Below are 24,070 nucleotides of genomic sequence, written 5' to 3' on the forward strand. Positions count from 1 at the left end.
GGCTTTTACTCGTCCCTTAGATCTCGCAATGAGCGAAGCGAATGTTCTCGGTTCTGCTAATAAGGATATTTATGATCATTCCAGCATTAGATTTAATTGAAGGCCAAGTGGTTCGTCTGTTTCAAGGCGACTACGGGCAAGTAACAGAATACAAAGTTGATCCAGCCGAGCAGTTTAATTTGTATCACCAAGCGGGCGCTAACTGGCTGCACCTTGTGGATTTAACTGGCGCAAAAGACACGACAGCACGTCAGTTAGATTTAATTGCACGCTTGTTAGCAAGTACCCCTGCCAATATTCAAATTGGTGGTGGTGTGCGTAATGAAGTGGATGTACAAGATTTATTAAACGCGGGTGCACAGCGTGTGGTTGTTGGTTCCACTGCAGTAAAACAGCCAGAATTAGTCAAAGGCTGGATGGAAAAGTACGGTGCTGAAAAAATCGTATTAGCATTAGATATCAATATTGATGAAAATGGTACTCGTAATGTGGCTATTTCAGGTTGGCAAGAAGACTCTGGCGTAACGATTGAAGCGCTGCTTGAAGATTATTTAACCGTTGGTTTGAAGCATGTTCTGTGTACTGACATTTCACGCGATGGTACGTTGCAAGGATCGAATGTAGAACTCTACGTAGACCTATGTAAACAGTACCCTCAAGTACAATTCCAATCATCAGGCGGCATTGGTTCATTAGATGATATCGCTGCGTTGAAAGGTTCTGGTGTTGCTGGTGTGATTGTGGGCCGAGCTCTGCTTGATGGCAAATTTACCGCAGAGGAGGCATTCCAATGTTGGCAAAGCGAATAATTCCATGTCTTGATGTAAAAGACGGTCAAGTAGTAAAAGGCGTTCAGTTTCGTAACCATGAAATCATCGGCGATATTGTCCCCCTAGCACAGCGTTATGCGGAAGAGGGTGCAGATGAGCTCGTCTTCTACGATATTACCGCATCAAGTGATGGTCGTGTGGTAGATAAAAGTTGGGTTGCTCGAGTAGCTGAGGTGATTGATATTCCATTCTGTGTTGCTGGTGGCATTAAAACCGCAGAAGATGCAGCAAAGATTTTAGAGTTTGGTGCTGACAAAGTATCAATTAACTCTCCTGCATTAGCGAACCCAGAACTTATCACAGAGCTTGCAGATAAGTTTGGTGTTCAATGTATCGTAGTGGGTATTGATTCTTACTTTGATAAAGAGACTGGTAAATACCAAGTTTATCAATTTACCGGTGATGAAGAGCGAACTAAGGCAACTAAGTGGGAAACCAAAGATTGGGTGCAAGAAGTACAGAAACGTGGTGCGGGCGAAATTGTACTAAATATGATGAATCAAGATGGTGTTCGTAATGGTTACGATCTTGAGCAATTGAATATGGTGCGAGAAGTGTGTCATGTGCCACTCATTGCATCAGGTGGTGCTGGTGAAATGGTTCACTTTGCAGACGCATATAATAAAACAAACGTAGACGGTGCATTAGCTGCATCGGTATTTCACAAACAAATCATCAATATTGGTGAATTAAAAGACTATTTAGCCGAACAGGATGTAGAGGTACGCCGATGAGCCAACAAGAATTAGCAACACGTATTGATTGGGAAAAAGTGGATGGTTTAGTACCTGCAATCATTCAAGATTTTGGTTCAAGCCAAGTGCTGATGATGGGATATATGAACCAAGATGCTTTGATTAAAACATTAGAGACAGAAAAAGTTACATTTTTCTCACGTACTAAAAATCGTTTATGGACTAAAGGCGAAGAGTCTGGCAACAGTTTGAACTTAGTTAATATTTCACTGGATTGCGATAACGACACGTTGCTTATTAAAGTAAACCCAGTTGGTCCAACGTGTCACACAGGAACAACAACGTGTTGGGATGGCGATAAAACCGAAGAAACTCAATTGGTGTGGCTTCATCAGTTGGAACAGCTACTCGCCGAGCGCAAGAATGCTGATCCTGACTCATCTTACACAGCAAGTCTCTACGCCCGTGGCACCAAACGTATTTCGCAAAAAGTTGGCGAAGAAGGCGTTGAAGTCGCGCTTGCAGCGACGTCGGGTGACAAGGCGGAGCTAGTGTGTGAATCAGCTGATTTGATCTATCACTTATTTGTGTTATTGCAAGATCAAGGCTTATCGTTTGATGATGTGATTAATAAATTGAAAGAGCGTCATAAGTAGTTCTTTCAATTGAACAGTAGCAAAATAACGCCGATCATTTGATCGGCGTTTTTATTGGAATTGAAATACCATCCTCGTTATACTCTGCGCTTACTTTCAGGAGCGCCAATGTTCGATATCCTTTATCAAAATTCAAATTTTCTTGTCATAAATAAACACCCTAATGTTAGTGTTCATAAAGACGATGGTGAAACCTCATTGTTGATTGAATTAGCAAAAGAGACGGGTGATAAACAACTCTATTTAATTCATCGTTTAGATAAGATGACATCAGGTTTATTATTGATTGGTAGAAATCAAGCTGCCGCTAGTGAATTATCACAGCTGTTCGCAAACAGGTTGGTTGAGAAATATTATTTAGCGATTGGTGATAAAAAACCGAAGAAGAAGCAAGGTTTGGTTATTGGGGATATGGAGCGTTCGCGTAGAGCATCGTGGAAGTTGATTAATAGCAAAGAAAACCCTGCAGTAACTCAGTTTTTTTCGACGGCTGCACAGGGTGGTAATCGCCTATTTTTATGTAAACCTCATACTGGTAAAACTCATCAAATTCGAGTCGCATTAAAGAGTGTTGGTTCGGGTATTTTAGGTGATCCAATTTACAGCTCATCTAACGCAGATCGCGGTTATCTCCACGCTTATGCTTTACGTTTTACGTATCAAACTCAAAACTTTGAATTTGTAGAATTACCAAAGCAAGGTGAAGAGTGGGAAAATGAAACTGTTCAAGCAGGATTACAACAATGGCAAATGCCATGGACATTAACTTGGCCTGAGATTAAGAAAAAATAATGAAAATAGAAGCATTAGACACGTTATTTACACATCTTGAAGAGCAATTGAATAATCCGCCAAGTGAACTACGTCGTTTGTTTCACGGGCGCGGTCAATGTTTTGAGGGATTAGAGCAAATTACGGTTGATTGGTTACAGGCAAAAGATTCAACTGGCCAGCTTGTGGTTGCTTTATTTAAAGAGCAAACTCCTGAATTTGTTGAGCAATTAGTTGTTAAATTAAATAAGCTTGCAGAAACTTCATTATGGAAAGTTGCAAATGGTACGTCGATTTTATTGCAACATCGTTATCAAGAATTCGCCCCAACGCAAGTAGTTTGGGGAGAGGAAAATACATTTCCTGTCGTAGAAGAGAGTAACCTAAAGTATCAATTAGAACTTAAAAAGAACCAAAACATGGGGATCTTTTTAGATATGCGATACGGTCGTAAATGGGTGCAGACGCACAGCGAAGGTAAATCAGTATTAAACTTGTTTGCGTATACATGTGGTTTTTCTGTTGCAGCGATTGCTGGTGGTGCAACTCAAGTTGTTAATTTAGATATGGCCAAAGCATCATTAGGAAGAGGTCGTGACAATCACCGTCTAAATCAGCATGACTTGTCTAAAGTTAAATTCTTAGGTCATGATATTTTTAAATCATGGGGTAAGATTAAGAAGTTAGGTCTATATGATCTTATCATTATTGATCCGCCAAGTTTTCAGAAAGGTAGCTTTGCTTTAACTAAAGATTATCAGAAGATCTTACGTCGTTTACCTAGTTTATTAACAGAAACGGGTGAAGTATTAGCGTGCGTGAATTCGCCAGCGGTATCTACTGATTTCTTAATTGATGGAATGGCTGAAGAAGCGCCTGAGCTTAAGTTTGTTGAGCGTTTAGATAACCCACCAGAGTTTAGCGATATTAACCCTGAGAGTGGCTTAAAAGTGATGCGTTTTACTCGTTAATCTAATTAGTTTGATATAAAAAGCCCTTCTCATCATGTTTATGAAAAGGGCTTTTTTGTTTGGTAAGTCTTTATTATTCTTCGTTTTCTTGTTCTCGATCCAAACACGATTGCTCATTTACAATGATATCATTTTGTTTTTGACCACGTGAATTACGAATAATGTAACGATAAGTCACCCCTTTATCTAGCACAGGACGAACTTCTTTATCTTTACAAAAAGTAGTTATGCTATTTTCAATGATTTGGTTGGTACTGACTTCACCATTACCACCATCTAAAAACATCATTTCAACGACACCTTGCTTTGCTTTTGCTTGTAATAAAGTCAGTTGTCCCATTTCTAGGGGCAACACACTAGCAAGAACACTTGCACGATAGTCTGCAAGCATTTCAATCTCTTGTTGCTGCTCATTGGATGCACAGCCAGATAGGATGATTGCACTAATAGCGGTGAGTAGAATTTTTTTCATCAGATAATCTTATTGTTTATATTTATTAAGCTGGAAGCACTTTTTTGAATGGCTTAACAATTACATTTGCGTAAACGCCAGCTTCAATATAAGGATCATTATCAGCCCAAGTTTGAGCCGCTTCTAATGAAGCAAAATCAGCAATAACTGTTGAACCAGTGAAGCCTGCTTCTCCTGGATTTTCAGAATCAATTGCAGGCATAGGTCCTGCTACTAACAAACGGCCTTCATTCTGTAGTTGAGCAAGGCGCTCTAGATGTTTTTCACGAACACTTAAACGACGTTCTAAGCTGTTTTCAACATCTTGAGAAAAAATCACATACCACATAATAGAGTCCTTTAATTAAATATCATCATTGATCTCTTCATCATAAAAAAAGCCCCAGTCATAAACCAGAGCTTTTTGAAAAATAATGAAAATTATTCCAAATACTACGCATTTTTCGGAATTGGACGAGGTTTTCCGCTGGCATCAATAGCAACATAGTTAAAAGTGGCTTCACAAACTTGAAAGCGGTCACCAATCCCGTCTTCTTTAACAGGTTTAACCCATACTTCAAGGTTGATACTCATTGAGGTTCGGCCAATCTTAACGCATTCACCATAACAGCAAACCACATCACCCACTTTAACTGGCTTTTTAAAGGTAATACTTGATACTGAAACCGTAACAATTCGACCACCAGAAATCTCTTTTGCTAAAATACCACCAGCTAAATCAAGCTGTGACATAATCCAACCGCCAAAAATATCACCATTAGCGTTAGTGTCAGCAGGCATAGAGAGAGTTCGAAGAAGCAGTTGGCCTTTAGGGGCTTGTCCAAGGTTATTTGGGCTTGTCAAAGTTGGGTTCCAATACAACAAAAATAGAATTGAGCTGAGTTTACCACATAAAAAAGCCGTGTTGTATACACGGCTTAATCATTATCTTTTTGGCTATTCTTGTTCTTCTTTTTTCTCTTTTGGCATATGTTTATAAACGTACATACCAGTGAATAGAGTATATAAGAAAGTTAATCCTAATAAACCAAAGACTTTGAAGTTGACCCATACATCCAATGGCATTTCAAAAGCAACATAAAGGTTAGCAATAGCACAAACAGTAAAGAATAATACCCATGCGTGGTTGATTTTAGCCCATTTATCATCAGGCAATGTGACTTCTTTACCAAGCATGCCTTTAATTACAGGTTTACCCAGAATATGCGCAATAATTAAACCTGCAGCAAAAACGCAGTAAACAATGGTTACTTTCCATTTAATGAAGTTATCGTCATGTAGAAATATGGTCATGCCACCAAATACGGTTACCATAATAAAGGTGATTAGCTGCATTTTTTCTACTTTCTTGTATAGCGCGTAGGTCACAACAAGTTGAATGGCTGTTGCAATAATTAATGCTCCTGTAGCGGTATAGATGTCGTACATCTTATATAGAGCAAAAAAGATAATCAGTGGGATAAAGTCTAGAATTTGTTTCATTTTTTATGTTGAGCCAATAATAAATTATGTTGTGAGTGTAACGAAAATTGAAGGCGTAGGGAATCGCTAAAAATTGCTTGTTACATTTTATGTACGATGACCAAAAAAAGGCCAATTTGAAATAATTGGCCTTACTTATTTAAATTGGCTTATTAGATTAACTTTTTCTAAGCACTTTTATTTTCTGTTCTTACTGTTTCTTTGTTTTCTTCTTCAACCATTGCATCAACGATTACTGCACACGCTGCGTCACCTGTGATGTTTAAGGCTGTACGGATCATATCGAAAATACGATCTAGTGCGAATAACAGTGGTAAACCTTCGATAGGAATGCCAGCTGCTAATAAAACTGCAACCACTAAGAAAGAAGGACCAGGAACGCCAGCTTGACCAACAGCACCTAGAGTTGAAGTCACAATGATAGCGATGTAGGCGCCAATGGATAAGTCAATATTGAAGAGTTGAGCAAAGAATATAGCAACTAGGCCGTAGTAAATTGCGTTACCTGACATGTTAATGGTTGCACCAAGCGGCAAGACAAAAGAGGCAGTAGAGTTGCGAACGCCTAAATCTTTTTCAACGGTTTCCATTGTAACAGGTAGTGTTGCCATTGATGATGCAGTTGAAAGCGCCACGGCTTGTGGTTTTTTTATTGCAACAAGGAATTGCTTTGCAGAGGTTTTTGTAAATAACCCAACCATTAGTGGGTAGGCTACAAAGCCAAAGATAACAATAGCAGCAACGTAGACAATGAATAGCTTAAACACCACCATTAGTGCACCAAAGCCAAACGTACCAACGGCTTCTGCCATTAAACCAAATACGCCGATAGGAGCAATGATCATTACTTTGTTGATCATCCAAACCATAACATCAACAATTGCGTTAACGGCATTAAGCATTGGTTCACGACGTGTTTTTTCTAATTTAGATAAACCGATACCAAAGAATAGACAGAAAACAAGTATTTGTAGAATATTTGCTTCATTTAAGGATTGGAATACATTGGTTGGGATCATGCCTGTAATGGTTGCCCAAAAAGTAGGTAGTTCTCCTTTAGATGCATAGGCTGAAGAGAACATTCCTTCTACACCTGAAACATCAATTCCTTTTCCCGGTTCAAAAATTTCACCCATAAATAGCGCTAAGGCAACAGCTAGTGCAGATGTTATACCAAAATAACCTAGTGTACTTAAACCAACTTTTCCTGCATTACTACTGTTACCTAATCCTGCAGCTCCCGAAATAAGAGCAACAGCAACTAATGGTATAACTAACATTTTAATTAGATTAATAAAAATGGTCCCAAGAGGCGCAAACATGGATGCTGATTCGCCCATTGTTGCCCCAACCATGGTACCTATAATCATGGCTATAACGACTTGAACCCCAATGTTGTTCATAAATCCTTTTTTGTTTAACACTTTGTCTACCTCTATGTTGTGTTCTTACGAATATTTAGTGAATAGTTCTTATTTATTATGTTTATTGTTATTAGAAATTCGGGGGTCTTTTTACACGTAAATTTAACATGTAGCAATGACTTTATTAACTTTTGTATGTTTAATTGTATCTTTATTGTTTTATGTCGTTATGTTTAGATGTATTTTATTAACAATTTAGGTGAGGGAGAGCTAGATTGATATATCTAGGAAAAAAAAAGAGGCTTAACTTAGCCTCTTTGATCATGATGAATTAGATGTATTATTTTTGTGTTGCCGCTTTCATCGACGATGTGAAATCCGTAAGCGCTTTTAATAATGCTTCTGGATTATCTTGGTGTTGTTCTATCAATTTGACCGTTGCAGAACCTGAAATAGCACCAGCAGCTCCCGCTTTTACCGCTTCTTCCACTTGAGCTGGCTCTGAGATACCAAAGCCAAGAATCGCAGGTGGTGCATCGTATTGATTAAGACGCTCTAGTAATTGAGCAACAGGCATACCCGCTTTGGTCTCAGCTCCGGTTACACCTGCACGAGAAAGAAGGTAAGTGTAGCCACCGCCTAATTTAGCAACCGTTTCTAGCGTTTCAGGCGATGCTGATGGTGGTGCAATGAAAATAGGGTGAATACCATGTTCTATTGCACTTTCTCTGAATTCTTGGGATTCATTCGTCGGTACATCGGCGATCAATACCGAGTCTACCCCTGCTTGTTGGCATTTTGCGTAGAAGTCATCAATACCGTTAGCGAAAACAAGGTTCGCATAAACCAAAAGACCGATTGGTGTATCAGGGTATTTAGAGCGAATTTTTGCAATGAGTTCAAAACAAATAGCTGGCGTTGTTTTGCTATCTAATGCTCGAATGTTTGCGCCTTGAATAGTAGGGCCATCAGCAAGAGGATCTGAAAAAGGGATACCTAATTCTAATGCATCCGCACCAGCTTCAATCAGAGTTTCCATGATTTTATAAGACAGCTCTGGGTTTGGATCGCCGATAGTTACGAATGGAACAAAGGCACCTTGATTTTTTTTCTCTAACTGAGCAAATAGGGCTTGATAACGATCCATTAGATTTCTCCCTTTTCTTTTAAAATGTCATGTACTGTGAAGATGTCTTTATCACCACGGCCAGATAGGTTTACAACTAATAGCTGTTCTTTCTCTGGCTCTGCTTGTGCAAGTTGTAATGCATAAGCTAAAGCATGAGAAGATTCTAGCGCTGGAATAATACCTTCCCCTTTTGCTAAAGTTTGAAATGCTTCTAAGGCTTCATCGTCTGTTACTGCACCATATTCAGCACGACCAATAGCATTTAGGTGGGCGTGTTGTGGGCCAACGGATGGGAAGTCTAAACCTGCAGAAACCGAGTACGACTCTTCAATCTGCCCGTGCTCGTCTTGCATTAATGGCGCTTTCATTCCAAAGAAAATACCTGTTTTACCGTGCTTAAGTGGTGCGCCGTGTTGGTCGGTATCAATACCTTTACCTGCGGGCTCAACACCAATTAACTTCACGCTTTCTTCTTCAATGAAGTCTGCAAACATACCGATGGCATTTGAACCACCACCCACACAAGCAATAACCGCATCAGGTAAACGACCTTCACGCGCTAAGATTTGCATTTTCGTTTCTTCGCCAATCATACGTTGGAATTCACGAACGATGGTTGGGAATGGGTGAGGGCCCGCTGCTGTTCCTAATAGATAATGTGCGGTTTCATAGGTTGCAGACCAGTCACGTAGTGCTTCATTACACGCATCTTTTAATGTCGCTGAACCTGAATGTACAGGAATGACTTCTGCACCCATTAATTTCATACGGAATACGTTTGGACTTTGACGTTCTACGTCTTTAGCACCCATATAAACTCGGCATTTTAACCCTAATAGTGCACAAGCTAGTGCTGTGGCTACACCGTGTTGGCCTGCACCTGTTTCAGCAATGATCTCATCTTTGCCCATACGCTTTGCAAGTAGTGCTTGGCCAAGTACTTGGTTAGTTTTGTGTGCACCACCATGAAGAAGATCTTCACGTTTAAGGTATAGCTTCGTTTTTGTGCCTTTGGTTAAGTTGCGGCATAAAGTCAATGCGGTTGGACGACCCGCATATTCTTGTAAAAGCGTCATAAACTCAGCACGAAAATCTGGGTCTTCTTGCGCATCAATAAAGGCTTGTTCTAGTTGCTCTAGAGCTGGAACTAAAATCTGTGGAACGTATTGACCACCGTATTCGCCGAAGTAGGCATCTAATTTTGCCATGATATTTTCCTTAATAGTCTCGTAATGCGCTAAATACGGCGCTTAATTTTTTATGATCTTTTTTACCCGGAGTACTTTCTACTCCTGAGTTGAAATCTAATCCGTAGCAGCCGAGTTGCGCTGCTTCTTTGGTATTATTTAATTCAAGTCCACCGGCAAGCATGATGTTGTGGTGAGGCAGTTTATTCCAATCAAAACTTACGCCAGTACCTCCCACCTGAGAACCTACTTTACAGTCAACTAACACCTTATCAGCTTGAGTTTGTGGAAGTGAAATGCTTTGAGCATTATCTGACACAGAAATGACATTCCAAATTTGAGTATGAGTCGGTAATAAAGAGGCTAACTCAGTAATATACTCTTCGGTTTCATTCCCATGCAGTTGAATCACAGATAGAGAAAGGTCAGTGGCGTACTGAGCAACACGCTGAGCATCCTCATTTTGAAAAACGCCCACATAATGTAATGTCGTTGCTTGGGTTATTTTCTTTGCGGTTTCAAGAGAAACAAAACGTGGTGATTTTTCTACGAAAATAAGTCCACCGTAGACAGCACCAGAGTCATAAACGGCTTTCGCATCTTGTTCTGAAGTTAACCCACAGACTTTGTTTTCACCTAAAATAACTTTTCTTGCTGCAAGCTCTAGGTTTTTTTCTGCCATCAGTGAGCTACCAATCAGAAAGCCTGAAGCGTGCTGAGCCAGATCTTTTACTTGTTGATGAGTATAAATACCTGACTCAGAAATAATGGTGGTTCCTTTAGACAGTAGAGGAGCAAGTTCTTTTGTTCTATTTAAATCCGTTGATAAGTCACGTAGGTTGCGGTTGTTAATTCCAATGACTTTTGCGTTTAATGCTACAGCACGATGCAATTCTTCTTCATTGCTGACTTCCGTTAAAATACCCATGTTTAATGAATGTGCTATGTCTGCAAGTTCTTTGTATTGCGTATCATCTAAAACAGAAAGCATTAATAAAATGGCATCAGCAGAGTAATGACGAGCAAGATACACTTGATAAGCATCTATCATGAAATCTTTACATAAAATAGGCTGCGAGACTTGATTTCGAATGATAGGTAAGAAATCAAAGTTGCCTTGGAAATACTTTTCATCGGTTAGTACAGAAATGGCACTCGCGTGATTATTGTAGACCGAAGCAATGTAATCGAGATCGAAATCATCTCGAATTAATCCTTTTGATGGTGACGCTTTTTTACATTCAAGGATAAATTCGGTTTTGCCTGTTTTTAATGCGTCGTAAAAGCTACGGTCAGATAGACTTAATGACGATTGAAAATCATCTAGAGGTTGCTGTTTTTTGCGTTCTGCAACCCAAATGGCTTTGTCTTTTACTATTTTTACAAGTACTTCAGCCATTTCTGTATTTTCTACTGAAATGTGTTCAGACAATTGTTGTGTCATTCATTTATCCTCTTGCAGCCAGTTGTTGTACCAATTCGAAGGCTTTACCTGAATTCATTGCATCAATTGCTTTTTGCGCATTAGCTTTTAGATCTTCATGACCAAACAAGCGCATTAATAGGGCAACGTTAACGGCGATGGCACCTAATTGAGCGTCTGTCCCTTTACCCGTTAAAATATCCGTAATAATGGCTTTATTTTCTTCTGGCTCTCCGCCTTTAATCGAATCAAGTGGGTGAGTATTCAATCCAAAATCTTCTGGCGTTAATGTGTATTCTTTAATTTCACCATCAATAATTTCTGCCACCGTTGTTGGACCATGAATGGCGACTTCATCTAAACCAGAGCCAAAAACAACCGCAGCTCGTTTCATTCCCATGTTTACCATGGTTTCGGCAATAGGACGAACCAGTGATTCATCGTAAACGCCCATTAGCTCAATATTGGGACGAGCTGGGTTAATTAGAGGCCCAAGAATATTAAAGATGGTACGTGTTTTCATCGTTTGACGAATTGGTATCGCATGGCGAACACCACCGTGATATTGTGGCGCAAATAAGAAAGCAACACCTAAGTCATCGACGGCTTTTCTCGTGTCTTCTGCAGACATGGCTAAATCAATACCAAAGGAATCAAGAAGATCAGAAGATCCTGATTTACTTGAAACCCCACGATTACCATGCTTCGCAATTTTTAATCCACATGCTGCGGCAACAAATGCGGCCGTGGTGGAAATATTGATGGTATTTGAACCGTCACCACCAGTGCCAACAATATCCGCAAAATCATAATCAGGTTGAGGGAATGGATTTGCGTTCTCTAATAATGCTTTGGCAGCCCCTGCAATCTCATCCGGTGTTTCACCTTTCAATTTTAAACAGGTGAGTGCAGATGTCAGTAGTATAGGATCCAATTCGCCTTTAATAATGGCATCAAAAAGAACTTGGCTTTCTGATTCTGAAAGAGAAACTTGATCGTATAGCTTGTTAAAAATGGTTTCTATTTGAGTCATGAGAATATCCTTATTCTTTATTGTCTTTTGCTGTTAGATCTAATGCCCAATTCAAGGTATTAATGAGTAGTTGTGCCCCTTGAGTCGTCAAAATGGATTCAGGGTGAAATTGGAAGCCACACACCTTGTCTTCTTCTTGAATTACGGCCATTACAAGGTCATCTACTGTGGCTGTAATGGTTAGTTCATTCGTTACTTTTGTTGCCACTAATGAGTGGTAACGAGCAATAGATAGTGGATTGGGTAAGTCATTAAAAATAGGGTGTTGGTTATGGCTCATCATCGCCGATTTACCATGAACGATTTCGCCAGCACCAGCAACCGTCCCATCATACGCTTCTACAATTGCTTGGTGGCCAAGACAAATGCCAATCATAGGTACTTTGCCTTTTAAGCGTTGAATGACTTCAGGCATACAGCCGGCTTCTGATGGCGCACCAGGTCCAGGAGATAAAACGACAACTGGATTGTCTAGTTTATTTACGGCTTCTTCAAAAGCGGCTGCGCTTAAGCTATTACGGTAAATCGTCACTGGGTAACCAAGTGAGCGAAATTGATCAACTAAGTTGTAGGTAAAGGAATCAAAGTTATCGAGTAATACAATGTGAGCCATTATTTTGTCTCCTTAACTTGTTGAGCGGTTGCCGATAAGTGTGCTTTTTGAATGGCTGAGATAACGGCTTGCGCTTTGCCTCGTGTTTCATCAGCTTCGGCCTGAGGATCTGAGTCATATACTACGCCGGCACCAGCTTGAACTTGAGCGACACCATTTTCGACATAAGCTGAACGGATCACAATACAGGTATCCATGCTGCCATCGCCAGTTAAATAACCCACAGCGCCACCATAAGCACCACGGCGAGTTTTTTCTACATCACGGATAAGTTGCATTGCTCGAATTTTAGGAGCACCAGTGAGGGTTCCCATGTTCATGCATGCTTGATAAGCGTGAAGAGCATCGAGTTCGGTTCTTAGTTGCCCAACCACTCGTGACACTAAATGCATAACATGACTATAGCGATCCACTTTAAGCAAATCAGCAACGTGACGAGTGCCAGCTTGCGAAATTCGAGCTACATCGTTTCGTGCTAAATCAACCAGCATCATGTGTTCTGCATTTTCTTTTGTGTCACAGCGTAATTCCAATTCGATACGACTATCTAAATCGTGGTTGATGGAACCATCTGCATTTTTACCACGTTTACGAGTACCTGCTATTGGATAAATTTCAACTTGATTGCTGACTTTGCAATATTTAAGAGCTGATTCAGGAGAGGCTCCAAACAGTGTGAAATCACGATCTTGCAGATAGAACATATAAGGACTTGGGTTACCGATCTTCAGTTCGCGGTAAGCGGAAAGTGGAGCAGGGCAAGGCAGAGTAAAACGACGAGAAGGAACAACTTGGAACACATCACCTTTGATGACAAATTCTTTTAAATTTAAAACCGTTTGGCAAAAATCATCATCAGAGACACTTGGAACTGCATCACATTCAGTTAAGACTGGCGCTAATGGAACATCATGAGATTCAGAGCAGAATGTTTTTATGGAAGACAAACGTTTTGATACTTGTTGCTTTATTTCTTCATTTTGGGAAAAAAGCGTACCTTGTAACGTGGACTTTTGAGTTTGATGGTCAATAACCAGCAGTGTCTCTGCAATATAAAAAAGGTAATCCGGGCACTTATTTGTTGAATCGGCATTACCTAGATTTTCAAAATTGGCAACTAAGTCATAAGCAAATAAACCGCCAAGGAATAATGCATTTGAAGGTAAGCCTGATAAATCGAATTGATGTTGAATAAAGCGTAATGCATCAAATGATGACAGTTCTCGAAGACGGCTGTCTTCATCTAGATCTTGATTAGCATCAGGGAAATGAAGTATTAACAGATTATTTGAAACTGATTGAATCAATGTCGATGGTAAGCATTGAGCAAGTTGAGCTAATAATAGTTCACCATTTGTTGTCATTGCTTCTAAAGTTACGTCTTTGCCAAAGCAATGAATTCTAACAGCAGCGTCAATTAGCATTAGACTTTTTAGGTCTTCTTTTGAATCTACTTCTGCAGATTCAAGTAATAAACTCATTGCGCCGTCAGCACACAATGTGGAATACAGCTCCGTTGGATCTGAAACGTATGGGACATCAAGGCAAAGTAGTTCAAGTTTACTATCTTGTGAATGTGATGAACGCATTATAGCCTCCCTGCTAATTCGTTGATCTTGTGTTAAATTATATTGTATTGGCATAGTCGCATATTTCACAGTTGTTGCCACTCTTTTGTTAAAACTTATGAGGGCTAAAAGGCGGTTTGTATATTATTTCATCGTTATTTCTCAATTGTGCTTTTGTACTATCTATCACATCATCGATGTGTATTTCAGACATAAAAAAACCCGCTTAGTTGCGGGTAGTGGATTTATGTCAAAAATAAATTAGCACAAAACACTACCCTAGGTAGTGCCACCATCGTGAGCTTACCACTGATGTTTTTAAGATTGCTTGTTGTCTGTTAAGCTGTGGCATAAAGTACCTATTGTTGACCAATTTCAATTTGGTGAGAAAGTGTTTAACTGTGTACTAGTAAACTAGTGCGCAAGAAGAAAGTCAAGAATAATTATGAAAATAGACCTACATAGTCACACAACTGCGTCAGATGGACGCTTATCACCCACAGAATTAGTTGAAAGAGCGGTTAGTTTTGATGTGAAGGTGCTTGCTATTACTGATCATGACTCTGTTTCGGGTCTTGATGAGGCTCATGCGGCGATTAAAGAGCAAAACTTACCTTTGCAATTGATTGATGGAATTGAAATATCGACGTTATGGAGCAATAAAGACATTCATGTTGTTGGTTTAAATTTAGATATTCACCATCCTGATTTAGTTGAGCTAATTAAAAATCAAGAAGCTCGAAGAGATGCTCGTGCAATTAAAATGGCAGAACGTTTGGAGAAAGCGGGTTACGAAGGAGCATTAGAGGGAGCAAGAGCCTTAGCTGGAGACGGTACGTTAACTCGTGCTCACTTTGGTAAGTGGTTAGTTGATGAAGGTCACGCTAAAACAATGCAGGCGGTATTTAAAAAATTCTTAACTCGCAATAACATAGGTTATGTACCGCCAGACTGGTGTTCAATTGAAGAAGCCGTTAATGTAATCCATAAAGCAGGGGGCGTAGCGGTACTTGCTCATCCTGGTCGTTATAAGTTAACAGCAAAATGGATAAAACGTTTATTAGCTGCGTTTGTTGAGGCAAAAGGCGATGCGATGGAAGTTGCATTACCGCAGCAAGGGGTGCAAGAGCGTCGGGTTCTTGCTGATTATGCAATTCAATTTGAATTAGAAGCTTCCCAAGGCTCTGATTTTCATTACTCATCGCCTTGGACGGAGTTAGGGCGAAATTTATGGTTGCCAGAAGGAGTCGTTCCTGTTTGGCAAAAATGGGATATACCAAGCTGAAAGAGAAAATGGATTTAGTATAAAACTAAAATAAAAACCAAATATCACTATGACCTGCTAAGCAGGAGGGACCATGAGTCAATTTTTTTACGTACACCCAGAAAACCCACAAGCACGCTTAATTAGTCAAGCTGTGGCGATTATTCGCGATGGTGGGGTAGTGATTTACCCAACAGATTCAGGTTATGCACTAGGATGCCAACTTGAGAATAAACAAGCACTAGAGCGAATCTGTCAGATCCGTCGTTTAGATGATAAACATAATTTTACGTTACTGTGTCGTGATTTATCTGAGTTATCTATTTATGCTCGTGTTGATAACAGTATTTTCCGTTTACTTAAAAATAATACCCCAGGTGCATATACCTTTATTTTTAAAGGCACGAAAGAAGTACCGCGTCGTTTAATGAACCCAAAACGTAAGACTATTGGTATGCGTGTGCCTGATAATAAAATCGCTTTGGATTTGTTGGAAGCGTTAGGCGAACCACTGATGTCAACGACCTTGATTTTACCAGGAAATGAAATGGCAGAATCTGATCCTGAAGCGATTCGTGATCAGTTAGAACATGCTGTTGATTTAATTATGAATGGTGGTTATTTAGGTGAGCAACCAACAACGGTTATCGACTTTAGTGATGATGATATTAAGATTGCTCGAGTTGGTGCTGGTGATCCAACACCGTTTGAATAATTAATGAATTATCGAAGTAGCCAGACAGTCGTTCTGGCTATTTTTTTATTTCAATTATAGCCATTTATCCACAACTTGCTGCAATTGTGCTTTAGACACTGGCTTTGTTAGATAGCCATCCATAACTTGTGTTATAGCGCTGATTTCTTCATGACTGGATTCGCCAGTTAACGCGATAATCGGTAAATTAGGATAGATTATCTTAATTTTTTTAGCTGCATCAATTCCATTCATTACTGGCATACGAGAATCCATAAAGATAAGATCAAGCTTGTTATTTGTGGCTATTTCTACGGCTTCTTCACCATTTTCTGCTTGTAAAAGTGTTAAATTATCTTTGTTAATAAAAGTATGAATTAACATACGTTGTACTTTTTTATCATCAACAATTAATACTGTTTTAAGCGAATTATCTTTCTTATTAATTAACGGTGGAGTATTTGATTTGTGCGAGTTTAATGCGTTAATGTCTCCTTCTATATGAGGGAAACTAAGTACAAATTCAGTGAACTCTCCTTTGGTGGAATAACATGCGATGTTTCCTTCAAAAGCATGCATAACACGCAAACAATAAGATAAACCTAATCCACTGCCTCCTTCTTTATTATGAGTAAAAAAGTCGTCAAAAATATTAGGGAGGATATGTGAATCAATTCCAGGTCCTGTATCTCTAAATATTAATTTATTGGTAGCAAACCCTTTAACTAAACGAATTGATATGGAGCTGTTATATTCATCAAAGTAATAAGTTGCGTTTCTCAATAAATTAAACAGTATGAATCCATACAGAGTATCATTGATATTTACGATGAAATCATCTTCAAGATCTAGAGTGATTTTTTGCTTCATTTCTTCTGAATCAAATACATATTCATCAATAATTTGTTGAGTTAATAATGAAATAGAATGGTGATGAAATAGGTCATCACTGATCGCGGTATTTTTGGCTTCACTTAAAATAATATCAATTAATTGCGCACCTTTTTGAATCGCTAAACAACCTTGGTTTAATTCATTTTTGATCAGTTGTTCTTGTTTTTCATGTTCAGTATTTTTTTGATAGTGATGTTTGATTTTTTCAAAATGATACTGAAGTTGTGATAGAGGGTTGCGCATTTCGTGTGCGATAGAGTTAGCAAGAGCCTGTGATTGACGAACTTTTCGCTCACTCTCAATGTAGCCTTGAACTTTAGTTAGTACCCACTGAATAGCTGAAATCTCTTCATTTGAAAACGTCGTATTATCGTGTTTATTTGCAGAAATTAAAAAATGCGATATTAGCTTGTTTTCACCAAAGATAGGTAAGATCAATGCCGTTTTACTTTCACTCATTTTCTCTTGTACTTGATGAAGTTCAGCGTTAGCAGTCTTAGGAGAGTAATGAATTTGGTAATCAAGTTCATCTTTAACCAAAGCTGAATGACTTTGATTTAGATGTGGAATGAAAATATTATAATTAGTGTTTTTGCCAATCAATAACAATTCTTCTTTTGGCGTGTTTAAAATTGATGCTAATTTAATAATGGCATTACTGCTTGAGTATTTAAATTCCTCTGCAATTTTGTATATTTTCTCAACTGGCGTCTGCTTGTCTTTATATATAATAATAGAAGCGATTTTTTTTGTCTTTTTAAGGGTTTTATCCCAAAATAATCCAGTAAAGATTATTTCAATGATACAAATATATAATAAATCAGAGGGGGTTGTTAAATCGTAAATTATAATAATAGGGATTAGATATAAAATTAGATTTATAGAATATGATAATGACCAAAAAAGCAAATATTTGAAGCTATATAATCTATGGTAAAGTAATGTATATCCAATTAATAAAGCTTCAGTAACAGATAATGCAGGCGGTACCCATGTGTATGAGAAATCAGCCCATATGACTGGTATAATTATTTGAGATGCTATGGTTGAGATCATGTAAATAAATATTCCAACCATTAAATAAATAGATTTTTCTTTATTGAGTTTTATATTACTTTTTCTAAGCTTAAAGAAATTAATGCTTGTCAGAATTACGAATAGAAATGCATTTAAGAAAAACAAAGGAGCAAAGGGCCCGAACTCAATGGTGAATACGCTAGGAGCTTGGATTGTTACTCCTATAACCGTTAAGTTAGGGATAACATTCACAATTAAAGCGGCAAACGTTGTAATGCTCGTTAAGCCAAACTGCCATTTCGATAGTCGTTTATCTGGGTGTTTGGAAGCAAGGCGACACGAAAATAGAAAAGCAAAAGCAAAAGCTAAGTATGAGGTCATATTAGCAAATAGCGCCATAAAGATAGCGGCAGATTCATCAAAGTATGTGAGTAATGGAGACTGAAAGTAAGCATTACTCAGTATCCATAAGATAATAAATAGTGCATAGAAAATGTATGATGAATAAATGTAAGGATTAACTTTTGTTCGCTCTTTATATAGCGAGCGAACAAAATACCCCACCCAAAGCAAAATGATTGCTGAGGTTGTCAGTAACAAATAAACTTTAGATAAGGTCGTTAACATTTATATAAAACTCACTAATTTCTAAGTTTTTTTCTTAGGTTTATAATGTTAGCATTGTATGCCTTAAAATTATATTGATTGAAAGCAGTAGATGCATTTTTTAAAAGCCAGATCCCTTTATAAGTAATTATTCCCGTTTTATTTACATCTTGCTCACTTGTGAAAACATAGGGAGATTGCGTAGGTGTTAGTAAATTCATTGCTTTATAAAATAGAACCATTGCTGGTTTCTCTATTATTGTAAATACAACATCTCTTCCACTTTCTTTTAAAGCCATCGCCAATCCTTTTTGAGCCAAATATAAGTGATAATTTGCTTTAGATTTTGAACCACTAATTGTTAAACGAATTGCTTCGCATATCTTTGTTTTATCTAAGATAGAATAAAAAAGATCATTTTCTATTTCATTGCTAGTTTTATCGATAAATTGTGATCTTGTTAACGGAGTCATAGATGTAGCTTCGGTGAGAGATAACAGACCATCGGTTTCAAGATTTGGTTTCCATTTGGTATTTTGAAAAAAACCGTCAAAGAAGAGCCATTCGTGTTTATTTGATGTAGTTTGAATTAGTGCTGATGAGATGATAGTTGGATAAAGATTGTTTTCAGTATATTGGTATAGGATGAAGTGTTCGCCTTTAGAGGAAATGTCTAAATGGTTAAGCATTTCATACCATTTGTGTTCTTTGACGAAAGTGGCGATATTAATAAGAACAATGGCATCAGAAAGAGGGAGAGGTTGATCACTAAACTCGGTATGAAAGTACCGTTCGTCTTGTGAAATATCTTGTACTAATTCGTAGTGATACTTTTCATCAATGATGGTTGATGTGGTATTTTTTGGTACTGTTTCTGATTCGTGGTTAAGTAACATGTTTGGTTTATGGATGAGTTTGAAAATTTCAAATTCAGTACTGCATTTTAGAAGACAACCAAAAAATTTGATGGCCAATTGCTCAATATGAAAATACATCTTAGGTAAAGAAGAGCAAGGTTGTTTTCCTAAAATGTTTGCCGCTTCTGATGTTGAAAATAAGTATTCCAAATTTCCAATAGTTCCGCCTTCAAACTGACTCAAAATAATTCTTTCCCTTGTACTGATCAGTTGCTGGAGTAAATTTAAGTTTTGAGTTTGTATGCAATAATCATATAACTCTTTTATAAATTCATACTGCAGGTTTTTTTTCGACAATCTCATTATGAGAGATAGATGGAAGTGGGCTTAAAAGAAGTGTGAAGTTTTTCATAATACTACCTTATTGATTGATAACTCATTAAAATTACTAAGAAAATTACCTTCTCAGCATAACCAGTATAGTAAAAATAGGTAGTAGTGGTATGAGCACTTTGCGTGTCTTACGACAAAAATTAAAATTAAATTTTGATTAAATTCTTACCGCTTATTAGTCACAATATTGTATAATCAATTTTCATAGAATTTGATTGTGATTAAGAGTGAGTGGTAATGCATTCATCCTCTTGATTAATAATAAGTTAATTGACGCCTGTGAAGGCGACATAAAAAGGTAAAGAATGAGCGAAAAATTACAGAAAGTATTAGCACGAGCAGGTCTTGGTTCTCGTCGTGAGCTAGAAACCATGATTCAAGCTGGTCGTGTTAGTGTTGATGGTCAGAGAGCAAAATTAGGCGATCGCCTAGAAAACGTTGATGCAAAAATTCGTATTGATGGCCATGTCGTATCAGTTAAAGAATCTACTGATGTGATCTGTCGAGTACTTGCCTATCATAAACCTGAAGGTGAGTTATGTACTCGTCATGACCCAGAAGGTCGCCGTACTGTATTTGATCGCTTACCAAAAATTCGTGATTCTCGTTGGGTTTCAGTTGGTCGTTTGGATGCCAACACTGCAGGTTTACTACTTTTCACAACCGATGGTGAATTAGCAAACCGTTTGATGCACCCAAGTCGTAAAGTTGAACGTGAATACATGTGTCGTGTATTTGGTGAAATTAACGAAAAAATGATCCGTAATTTAGTTTCTGGTGTGAAACTAGAAGATGGTGAAGCGCGTTTTGAAGATGTAATGTACGCTGGCGGCGAAGGTATGAACCATACTTTCTACGTTGTAATTAATGAAGGCCGTAACCGTGAAGTACGTCGTTTATGGGATTCGCAAGGTGTAACGGTAAGTCGTCTAAAACGTGTTCGTTACGGTGATATCTTCCTTGAGAAAGCATTACCACGTGGTGGTTGGATGGAACTTGAACTTAAGGAAGTTAACTACCTACGTGAGATGGTTGAACTACCAGCTGAGAAAGAAAGTCTTCTTGATGTAGATAAAGAATCTCGTAAGCGTGCTAAATCAAAAACTCAAAAGATCCGTCGTGCGGTTAAGCGTTACGATGAGCGTTCAACAGAAGAGCGTAATACTCCTGCTGGTCGTCGTGGTCGTAGCAACAAGAAACCTGTTGGTAGTTCATTACCTTCAGCAAAACGTGGTTCTAACAATGGTGAAAGCCAATCTTCTGGTAAGCCTCAATCTAAAGGTAAAAAACCAGTAGCTGGTCAAAAGCCAGTAAGAAGTAAGTTCTCACCAAATGGTAAAGCGCCAAAGTCTAAACCTAGACAACGCTAATTACATCGCTTAAAAGGCGAAGTAAAGATGAATTTAAAAGGGTTGCACCGTAAGGTAGCAACCCTTTTTTGTTAGATTTTTTAAGAATTTATTTTGGCTGAGCATCAATACACTGGCTGTGTACGTTAATGCCTTCTGGAGCCATTAAATATACATAAAGAGGCATAATGTCTTTTGGTGTTTTAAGTAAACTAATGTCTTCAGCAGGGAAGGCTTGAGCTCGCATACGAGTATGAGTACCTCCAGGGTTAATAGCATTTACTTTTACCTTGGTGCCTTCCATTTCATGCGCTAATGTTTGCATCATGCCTTCTGTAGCAAATTTTGAGATGGCGTAGGCTCCCCAAAATGCTCGCCCTTGATGTCCAACTGTTGAAGTGGTAAAGATGATTCGGGCATCATCAGATTGTTGTAAAACAGGAAGTAGAGCTTGTGTCATCAAAAATTGAGCTTTGACATTGATCTGCATTACTTCATCAAAAATGGTCTCTTCGAATTGTTCGAAGGGACTAAGCATACCTAATAAACCAGCGTTATGAAGAAGACCGTCTAGTTTTCCAAATTGACTTTGGATGGTTTCAGCCATGTCAATGTAGTGCTGTTTGGTGGCGCCTTTCAAATCTAAAGGAACAATGGCAGGTGTTGGGTATCCTGCGGCTTCAATCTCATCGTAAACTGCCTCTAATTTAGCAACTGTACGACCTAATAAAATAACGGTAGCACCATGTTGTGCATAATGTAGTGCGGCTTGTTTACCAATACCATCACCAGCACCAGTAACTAAAATAACTTTATTTTTTAATGCGTCAGAAGAAACCTGATAATCCACTCTGTAATCCTTGTATTTCAACGTTCACCTTAAGAAAACTTACAAATTAGTGTTGTAAGTTGATGTAAAAATGCGCGTTTAGTGCGATTTATTATCATAATGTGAACTAACTTCGAGTTAAGTCGAGTACAATACACGAAACATACTTAAGAGGGTATTACATTGGAATTTTTGTTTGATTACGGTCTCTTTTTAGCAAAGATCGCAACCGTTGTTGTTTCTATTATTGCCATTTTAATTGCAGCTAAAGCGGTAGGTGGAAAATCTGCTGGTGCAAAAGGTGAATTAGAAGTAACTAATTTAACTGAACAGTATAAGGACACTGTCGTTGAATTAGAGCATCACTTATTTGATGATGCAGAATTAAAAGCTCGCACAAAGGCTGAAAAGAAAGCAGACAAAGAAGCGGAAAAAGCAAAACAGAAAGAAATCAAGCAAGCTGCAAAATCGGGTGAACTTGAGTTAAAGCGTGATGCTCGTTTATTCGTTTTAGACTTTAATGGCAGTATTGATGCAAAAGAAGTTGCTGCTCTACGTGAAGAAGTATCAGCTATCTTAGCGGTTGCTATTGAAGGTGATGAAGTACTTTTACGCCTTGAAAGCGGTGGCGGTATGGTTCATGGTTATGGTCTGGCTTCATCGCAACTTGACCGTCTACGTGATGCAAACATTAAATTAACGATCTCTGTAGATAAAGTTGCAGCTTCTGGTGGCTATATGATGGCATGTATTGGTGAGAAGATCATTGCTGCACCATTTGCAATCGTTGGCTCGATTGGTGTTGTTGCTCAGTTGCCAAATTTCAATAAATTATTAAAGAAAAATGATATTGAATTTGAGCAATTAACCGCTGGTGAATACAAACGTACCCTAACAATGTTTGGCGAAAATAGCGATAAAGCACGTGAAAAATTCCAATTAGAGTTGGAAGAAACTCATGTTTTATTTAAAGATTTTATTCGTGAGCATCGTTCAGAACTTGATCTTGAAAAAGTAGCAACAGGCGAGCATTGGTTCGGAAAACAAGCGTTAGAGTTAGGTCTAATTGATGAGATTCAAACGTCGGATGATTATTTAACAAAAGCGTGTAAAAATCGTGAAGTTTTAGCGATTCATTACGTACAAAAGAAAAAATTAAGCGATAAAATTGCAGGGATTGCAGGCCAGTCTGCTGAGAACGTATTTATGCGTTTAATTAGCAAAGGTCAGCGACCGATTGTTTAATTTTTAATGTAAGAAAACGCATTAATTTAGGTCATATCTGTTCAGTTATTTACAGGGTAGACAATAAAAAAGGCTGAGATTTCAGCCTTTTTTATTGTCTACATTGTACCAAAAAAAGTCGCAGTTATTTAACCGTAAACTCTTTTGATAAATGGTGCGCAAGGTATTTAAACATATTGAAAACAGCGGTTGTTTTTTCAGTAGGAAGCCCTTGTTCTGATAAGAAGTATTCTCCTTTAAACACAAGAACTTCATCTTTCTCTTCTACGCTGGTCGCACGCATACCTTCAAGGTAGTTTTCGTGATCTTGAATGATTTGATTGGCAATTAACAGTAAATCAGCCTCAGAAATGGATTTTTTATCGCTCATAAGTCACTCATTTTTTGCTATATAAAAGAGGGATTCTAAGCTCAAAAAATGAAAATCACAACGAATGCGGCATATCAATTTAAAATAATAGGTTACTTGTATTCACTTTTTCTTACCAAAGTTATTGAAAGATAAGCAGAGTCACAAAAAAGCATTTTATTGTGAGCAGGTGCAAGATATTAAACTAAGCTTTTGAGCTTAAACTCAGTAAATGCTAATAGATGCGCACTGTTATGGATTTGCTAGTTGAATAATCACATTTGATTAACAACTGTCCAAAGCGCGACCATTCAGCACTGTTTGTAAAAAAAGTGGTTGACGTGATGCCATACACCCTCAATAGTAATATATAGATAAA

Annotated in this window: 24 protein-coding genes; 9 read left to right on the forward strand and 15 right to left on the reverse strand. The window is 38.2% G+C overall.

Annotated elements, in window-relative coordinates; genetic code table 11:
* Positions 1–71: 71 nt before the first annotated feature.
* The 5 genes from hisA (at position 72) to AVFI_RS05320 (ending at position 3,923) form a co-directional block, all read left to right on the forward strand.
* The gene (hisA, locus tag AVFI_RS05300) at positions 72–809 is read left to right on the forward strand and encodes a 1-(5-phosphoribosyl)-5-[(5-phosphoribosylamino)methylideneamino]imidazole-4-carboxamide isomerase (RefSeq protein WP_054775608.1); all 738 of its coding nucleotides are present in this window, start codon (positions 72–74) and stop codon (positions 807–809) included.
* Entirely contained in the window at positions 791–1,564 is a 774-nt protein-coding gene (hisF, locus tag AVFI_RS05305; protein WP_012533285.1) for an imidazole glycerol phosphate synthase subunit HisF, read from the forward strand. The genes hisA and hisF overlap by 19 nt, the downstream gene beginning before the upstream one ends.
* Positions 1,561–2,181 carry a bifunctional phosphoribosyl-AMP cyclohydrolase/phosphoribosyl-ATP diphosphatase HisIE gene (hisIE, locus tag AVFI_RS05310; protein WP_054775609.1) on the forward strand — a complete coding sequence of 207 codons (621 nt, stop codon included), beginning with the start codon at positions 1,561–1,563 and terminating at the stop codon, positions 2,179–2,181. Before hisF ends, hisIE begins: the two co-directional genes overlap by 4 nt.
* 108 nt (positions 2,182–2,289) lie before the next feature.
* Positions 2,290–2,973, forward strand: coding sequence for a TIGR01621 family pseudouridine synthase (locus AVFI_RS05315; protein ID WP_012534303.1), 684 nt, complete (start codon positions 2,290–2,292; stop codon positions 2,971–2,973).
* Positions 2,973–3,923 (forward strand): class I SAM-dependent methyltransferase, encoded by a 951-nt coding sequence (locus tag AVFI_RS05320; protein WP_054775525.1) that lies wholly within the window; start codon positions 2,973–2,975, stop codon positions 3,921–3,923. Before AVFI_RS05315 ends, AVFI_RS05320 begins: the two co-directional genes overlap by 1 nt.
* A 73-nt stretch (positions 3,924–3,996) precedes the next feature.
* Here AVFI_RS05320 and AVFI_RS05325 read toward each other — a convergent pair whose 3' ends face one another.
* The 11 genes from AVFI_RS05325 to AVFI_RS05375 all read right to left on the reverse strand — a co-directional run bounded on the left by AVFI_RS05325 (position 3,997) and on the right by AVFI_RS05375 (position 14,215).
* Positions 3,997–4,395, reverse strand: coding sequence for a GspS/AspS pilotin family protein (locus AVFI_RS05325; protein WP_017018232.1), 399 nt, complete (start codon positions 4,393–4,395; stop codon positions 3,997–3,999).
* A 25-nt stretch (positions 4,396–4,420) separates the two neighbouring features.
* Positions 4,421–4,723 carry a YciI family protein gene (locus AVFI_RS05330; protein ID WP_065603423.1) on the reverse strand — a complete coding sequence of 101 codons (303 nt, stop codon included), beginning with the start codon at positions 4,721–4,723 and terminating at the stop codon, positions 4,421–4,423.
* 104 nt (positions 4,724–4,827) lie between these two features.
* The gene (gene yciA, locus AVFI_RS05335) at positions 4,828–5,175 is read right to left on the reverse strand and encodes an acyl-CoA thioester hydrolase YciA (protein ID WP_233650575.1); all 348 of its coding nucleotides are present in this window, start codon (positions 5,173–5,175) and stop codon (positions 4,828–4,830) included.
* A 156-nt stretch (positions 5,176–5,331) separates the two neighbouring features.
* A complete protein-coding gene (locus AVFI_RS05340) occupies positions 5,332–5,877 on the reverse strand; it encodes a septation protein A (RefSeq protein ID WP_005418762.1) in 546 nt (181 codons plus the stop codon).
* A gap of 167 nt (positions 5,878–6,044) precedes the next feature.
* Entirely contained in the window at positions 6,045–7,280 is a 1,236-nt protein-coding gene (locus tag AVFI_RS05345; RefSeq protein ID WP_054775527.1) for a dicarboxylate/amino acid:cation symporter, read from the reverse strand.
* Positions 7,281–7,581: 301 nt separating this feature from the next.
* On the reverse strand, positions 7,582–8,388 hold the full coding sequence (gene trpA, locus AVFI_RS05350; RefSeq protein WP_054775528.1) for a tryptophan synthase subunit alpha: 807 nt from the start codon (positions 8,386–8,388) through the stop codon (positions 7,582–7,584).
* The gene (trpB, locus tag AVFI_RS05355; protein WP_054775529.1) at positions 8,388–9,578 is read right to left on the reverse strand and encodes a tryptophan synthase subunit beta; all 1,191 of its coding nucleotides are present in this window, start codon (positions 9,576–9,578) and stop codon (positions 8,388–8,390) included. The genes trpA and trpB overlap by 1 nt, the downstream gene beginning before the upstream one ends.
* Before the next feature lie 10 nt (positions 9,579–9,588).
* On the reverse strand, positions 9,589–11,001 hold the full coding sequence (trpCF, locus tag AVFI_RS05360) for a bifunctional indole-3-glycerol-phosphate synthase TrpC/phosphoribosylanthranilate isomerase TrpF (protein ID WP_065597342.1): 1,413 nt from the start codon (positions 10,999–11,001) through the stop codon (positions 9,589–9,591).
* Positions 11,002–11,005: 4 nt separating this feature from the next.
* Positions 11,006–12,004, reverse strand: coding sequence for an anthranilate phosphoribosyltransferase (gene trpD / locus AVFI_RS05365; RefSeq protein WP_373367039.1), 999 nt, complete (start codon positions 12,002–12,004; stop codon positions 11,006–11,008).
* Positions 12,005–12,023: 19 nt separating this feature from the next.
* Positions 12,024–12,626 carry an aminodeoxychorismate/anthranilate synthase component II gene (locus AVFI_RS05370; protein ID WP_054775530.1) on the reverse strand — a complete coding sequence of 201 codons (603 nt, stop codon included), beginning with the start codon at positions 12,624–12,626 and terminating at the stop codon, positions 12,024–12,026.
* Complete coding sequence (locus tag AVFI_RS05375) at positions 12,626–14,215, reverse strand: anthranilate synthase component 1 (protein ID WP_065597340.1); 1,590 nt, start codon at positions 14,213–14,215, stop codon at positions 12,626–12,628. Before AVFI_RS05375 ends, AVFI_RS05370 begins: the two co-directional genes overlap by 1 nt.
* 424 nt (positions 14,216–14,639) lie before the next feature.
* Between AVFI_RS05375 and rnm the strand changes: the two genes are divergently transcribed.
* Positions 14,640–15,479, forward strand: coding sequence for an RNase RNM (gene rnm, locus AVFI_RS05380; RefSeq protein WP_155690997.1), 840 nt, complete (start codon positions 14,640–14,642; stop codon positions 15,477–15,479).
* 73 nt (positions 15,480–15,552) lie between these two features.
* Entirely contained in the window at positions 15,553–16,173 is a 621-nt protein-coding gene (locus AVFI_RS05385) for an L-threonylcarbamoyladenylate synthase (protein ID WP_005418776.1), read from the forward strand.
* 54 nt (positions 16,174–16,227) lie between these two features.
* Here AVFI_RS05385 and ainR read toward each other — a convergent pair whose 3' ends face one another.
* Both ainR and ainS read right to left on the reverse strand, forming a co-directional pair.
* Positions 16,228–18,690: an autoinducer hybrid sensor kinase/response regulator AinR gene (ainR, locus tag AVFI_RS05390; protein ID WP_188863256.1), complete on the reverse strand. Its 2,463-nt coding sequence runs from the start codon at positions 18,688–18,690 to the stop codon at positions 16,228–16,230.
* A gap of 14 nt (positions 18,691–18,704) precedes the next feature.
* Entirely contained in the window at positions 18,705–19,889 is a 1,185-nt protein-coding gene (ainS, locus tag AVFI_RS05395) for an N-3-oxohexanoyl-L-homoserine lactone synthase AinS (protein ID WP_065623786.1), read from the reverse strand.
* Positions 19,890–20,224: 335 nt separating this feature from the next.
* On the opposite strand from ainS, the gene rluB reads away from it, so the two are divergent.
* Complete coding sequence (gene rluB / locus AVFI_RS05400; protein ID WP_065623785.1) at positions 20,225–21,289, forward strand: 23S rRNA pseudouridine(2605) synthase RluB; 1,065 nt, start codon at positions 20,225–20,227, stop codon at positions 21,287–21,289.
* Between the two features lie 88 nt (positions 21,290–21,377).
* On the opposite strand, the gene AVFI_RS05405 is transcribed toward rluB, so the two are convergent.
* Positions 21,378–22,118 carry a YciK family oxidoreductase gene (locus AVFI_RS05405; RefSeq protein WP_054775531.1) on the reverse strand — a complete coding sequence of 247 codons (741 nt, stop codon included), beginning with the start codon at positions 22,116–22,118 and terminating at the stop codon, positions 21,378–21,380.
* 162 nt (positions 22,119–22,280) lie between these two features.
* On the opposite strand from AVFI_RS05405, the gene sohB reads away from it, so the two are divergent.
* Complete coding sequence (gene sohB / locus AVFI_RS05410) at positions 22,281–23,342, forward strand: protease SohB (RefSeq protein WP_017018221.1); 1,062 nt, start codon at positions 22,281–22,283, stop codon at positions 23,340–23,342.
* 124 nt (positions 23,343–23,466) lie between these two features.
* Here sohB and AVFI_RS05415 read toward each other — a convergent pair whose 3' ends face one another.
* Positions 23,467–23,712 (reverse strand): YciN family protein, encoded by a 246-nt coding sequence (locus tag AVFI_RS05415; protein ID WP_012533654.1) that lies wholly within the window; start codon positions 23,710–23,712, stop codon positions 23,467–23,469.
* Positions 23,713–24,070 lie beyond the last annotated feature (358 nt).

This window comes from Aliivibrio fischeri ATCC 7744 = JCM 18803 = DSM 507 (genome assembly GCF_023983475.1).
GTDB classification, from domain to species: Bacteria; Pseudomonadota; Gammaproteobacteria; order Enterobacterales; family Vibrionaceae; genus Aliivibrio; species Aliivibrio fischeri.

Bases quoted from the DNA above. Each gene is read 5' to 3' on its own strand.
- ainR (WP_188863256.1), bottom strand. From the start codon at position 18,690: ATGTTAACGACCTTATCTAAAGTTTATTTGTTACTGACAACCTCAGCA.
- rnm (WP_155690997.1), top strand. From the start codon at position 14,640: ATGAAAATAGACCTACATAGTCACACAACTGCGTCAGATGGACGCTTA.
- AVFI_RS05325 (WP_017018232.1), bottom strand. From the start codon at position 4,395: ATGAAAAAAATTCTACTCACCGCTATTAGTGCAATCATCCTATCTGGC.
- rluB (WP_065623785.1), top strand. From the start codon at position 20,225: ATGAGCGAAAAATTACAGAAAGTATTAGCACGAGCAGGTCTTGGTTCT.
- hisA (WP_054775608.1), top strand. From the start codon at position 72: ATGATCATTCCAGCATTAGATTTAATTGAAGGCCAAGTGGTTCGTCTG.
- AVFI_RS05415 (WP_012533654.1), bottom strand. From the start codon at position 23,712: ATGAGCGATAAAAAATCCATTTCTGAGGCTGATTTACTGTTAATTGCC.
- AVFI_RS05385 (WP_005418776.1), top strand. From the start codon at position 15,553: ATGAGTCAATTTTTTTACGTACACCCAGAAAACCCACAAGCACGCTTA.
- AVFI_RS05320 (WP_054775525.1), top strand. From the start codon at position 2,973: ATGAAAATAGAAGCATTAGACACGTTATTTACACATCTTGAAGAGCAA.
- yciA (WP_233650575.1), bottom strand. From the start codon at position 5,175: ATGCCTGCTGACACTAACGCTAATGGTGATATTTTTGGCGGTTGGATT.
- AVFI_RS05315 (WP_012534303.1), top strand. From the start codon at position 2,290: ATGTTCGATATCCTTTATCAAAATTCAAATTTTCTTGTCATAAATAAA.
- AVFI_RS05340 (WP_005418762.1), bottom strand. From the start codon at position 5,877: ATGAAACAAATTCTAGACTTTATCCCACTGATTATCTTTTTTGCTCTA.
- trpCF (WP_065597342.1), bottom strand. From the start codon at position 11,001: ATGACACAACAATTGTCTGAACACATTTCAGTAGAAAATACAGAAATG.
- hisF (WP_012533285.1), top strand. From the start codon at position 791: ATGTTGGCAAAGCGAATAATTCCATGTCTTGATGTAAAAGACGGTCAA.
- ainS (WP_065623786.1), bottom strand. From the start codon at position 19,889: ATGAGATTGTCGAAAAAAAACCTGCAGTATGAATTTATAAAAGAGTTA.
- AVFI_RS05370 (WP_054775530.1), bottom strand. From the start codon at position 12,626: ATGGCTCACATTGTATTACTCGATAACTTTGATTCCTTTACCTACAAC.
- hisIE (WP_054775609.1), top strand. From the start codon at position 1,561: ATGAGCCAACAAGAATTAGCAACACGTATTGATTGGGAAAAAGTGGAT.
- trpA (WP_054775528.1), bottom strand. From the start codon at position 8,388: ATGGATCGTTATCAAGCCCTATTTGCTCAGTTAGAGAAAAAAAATCAA.
- trpB (WP_054775529.1), bottom strand. From the start codon at position 9,578: ATGGCAAAATTAGATGCCTACTTCGGCGAATACGGTGGTCAATACGTT.
- AVFI_RS05330 (WP_065603423.1), bottom strand. From the start codon at position 4,723: ATGTGGTATGTGATTTTTTCTCAAGATGTTGAAAACAGCTTAGAACGT.
- AVFI_RS05345 (WP_054775527.1), bottom strand. From the start codon at position 7,280: ATGAACAACATTGGGGTTCAAGTCGTTATAGCCATGATTATAGGTACC.
- AVFI_RS05375 (WP_065597340.1), bottom strand. From the start codon at position 14,215: ATGCGTTCATCACATTCACAAGATAGTAAACTTGAACTACTTTGCCTT.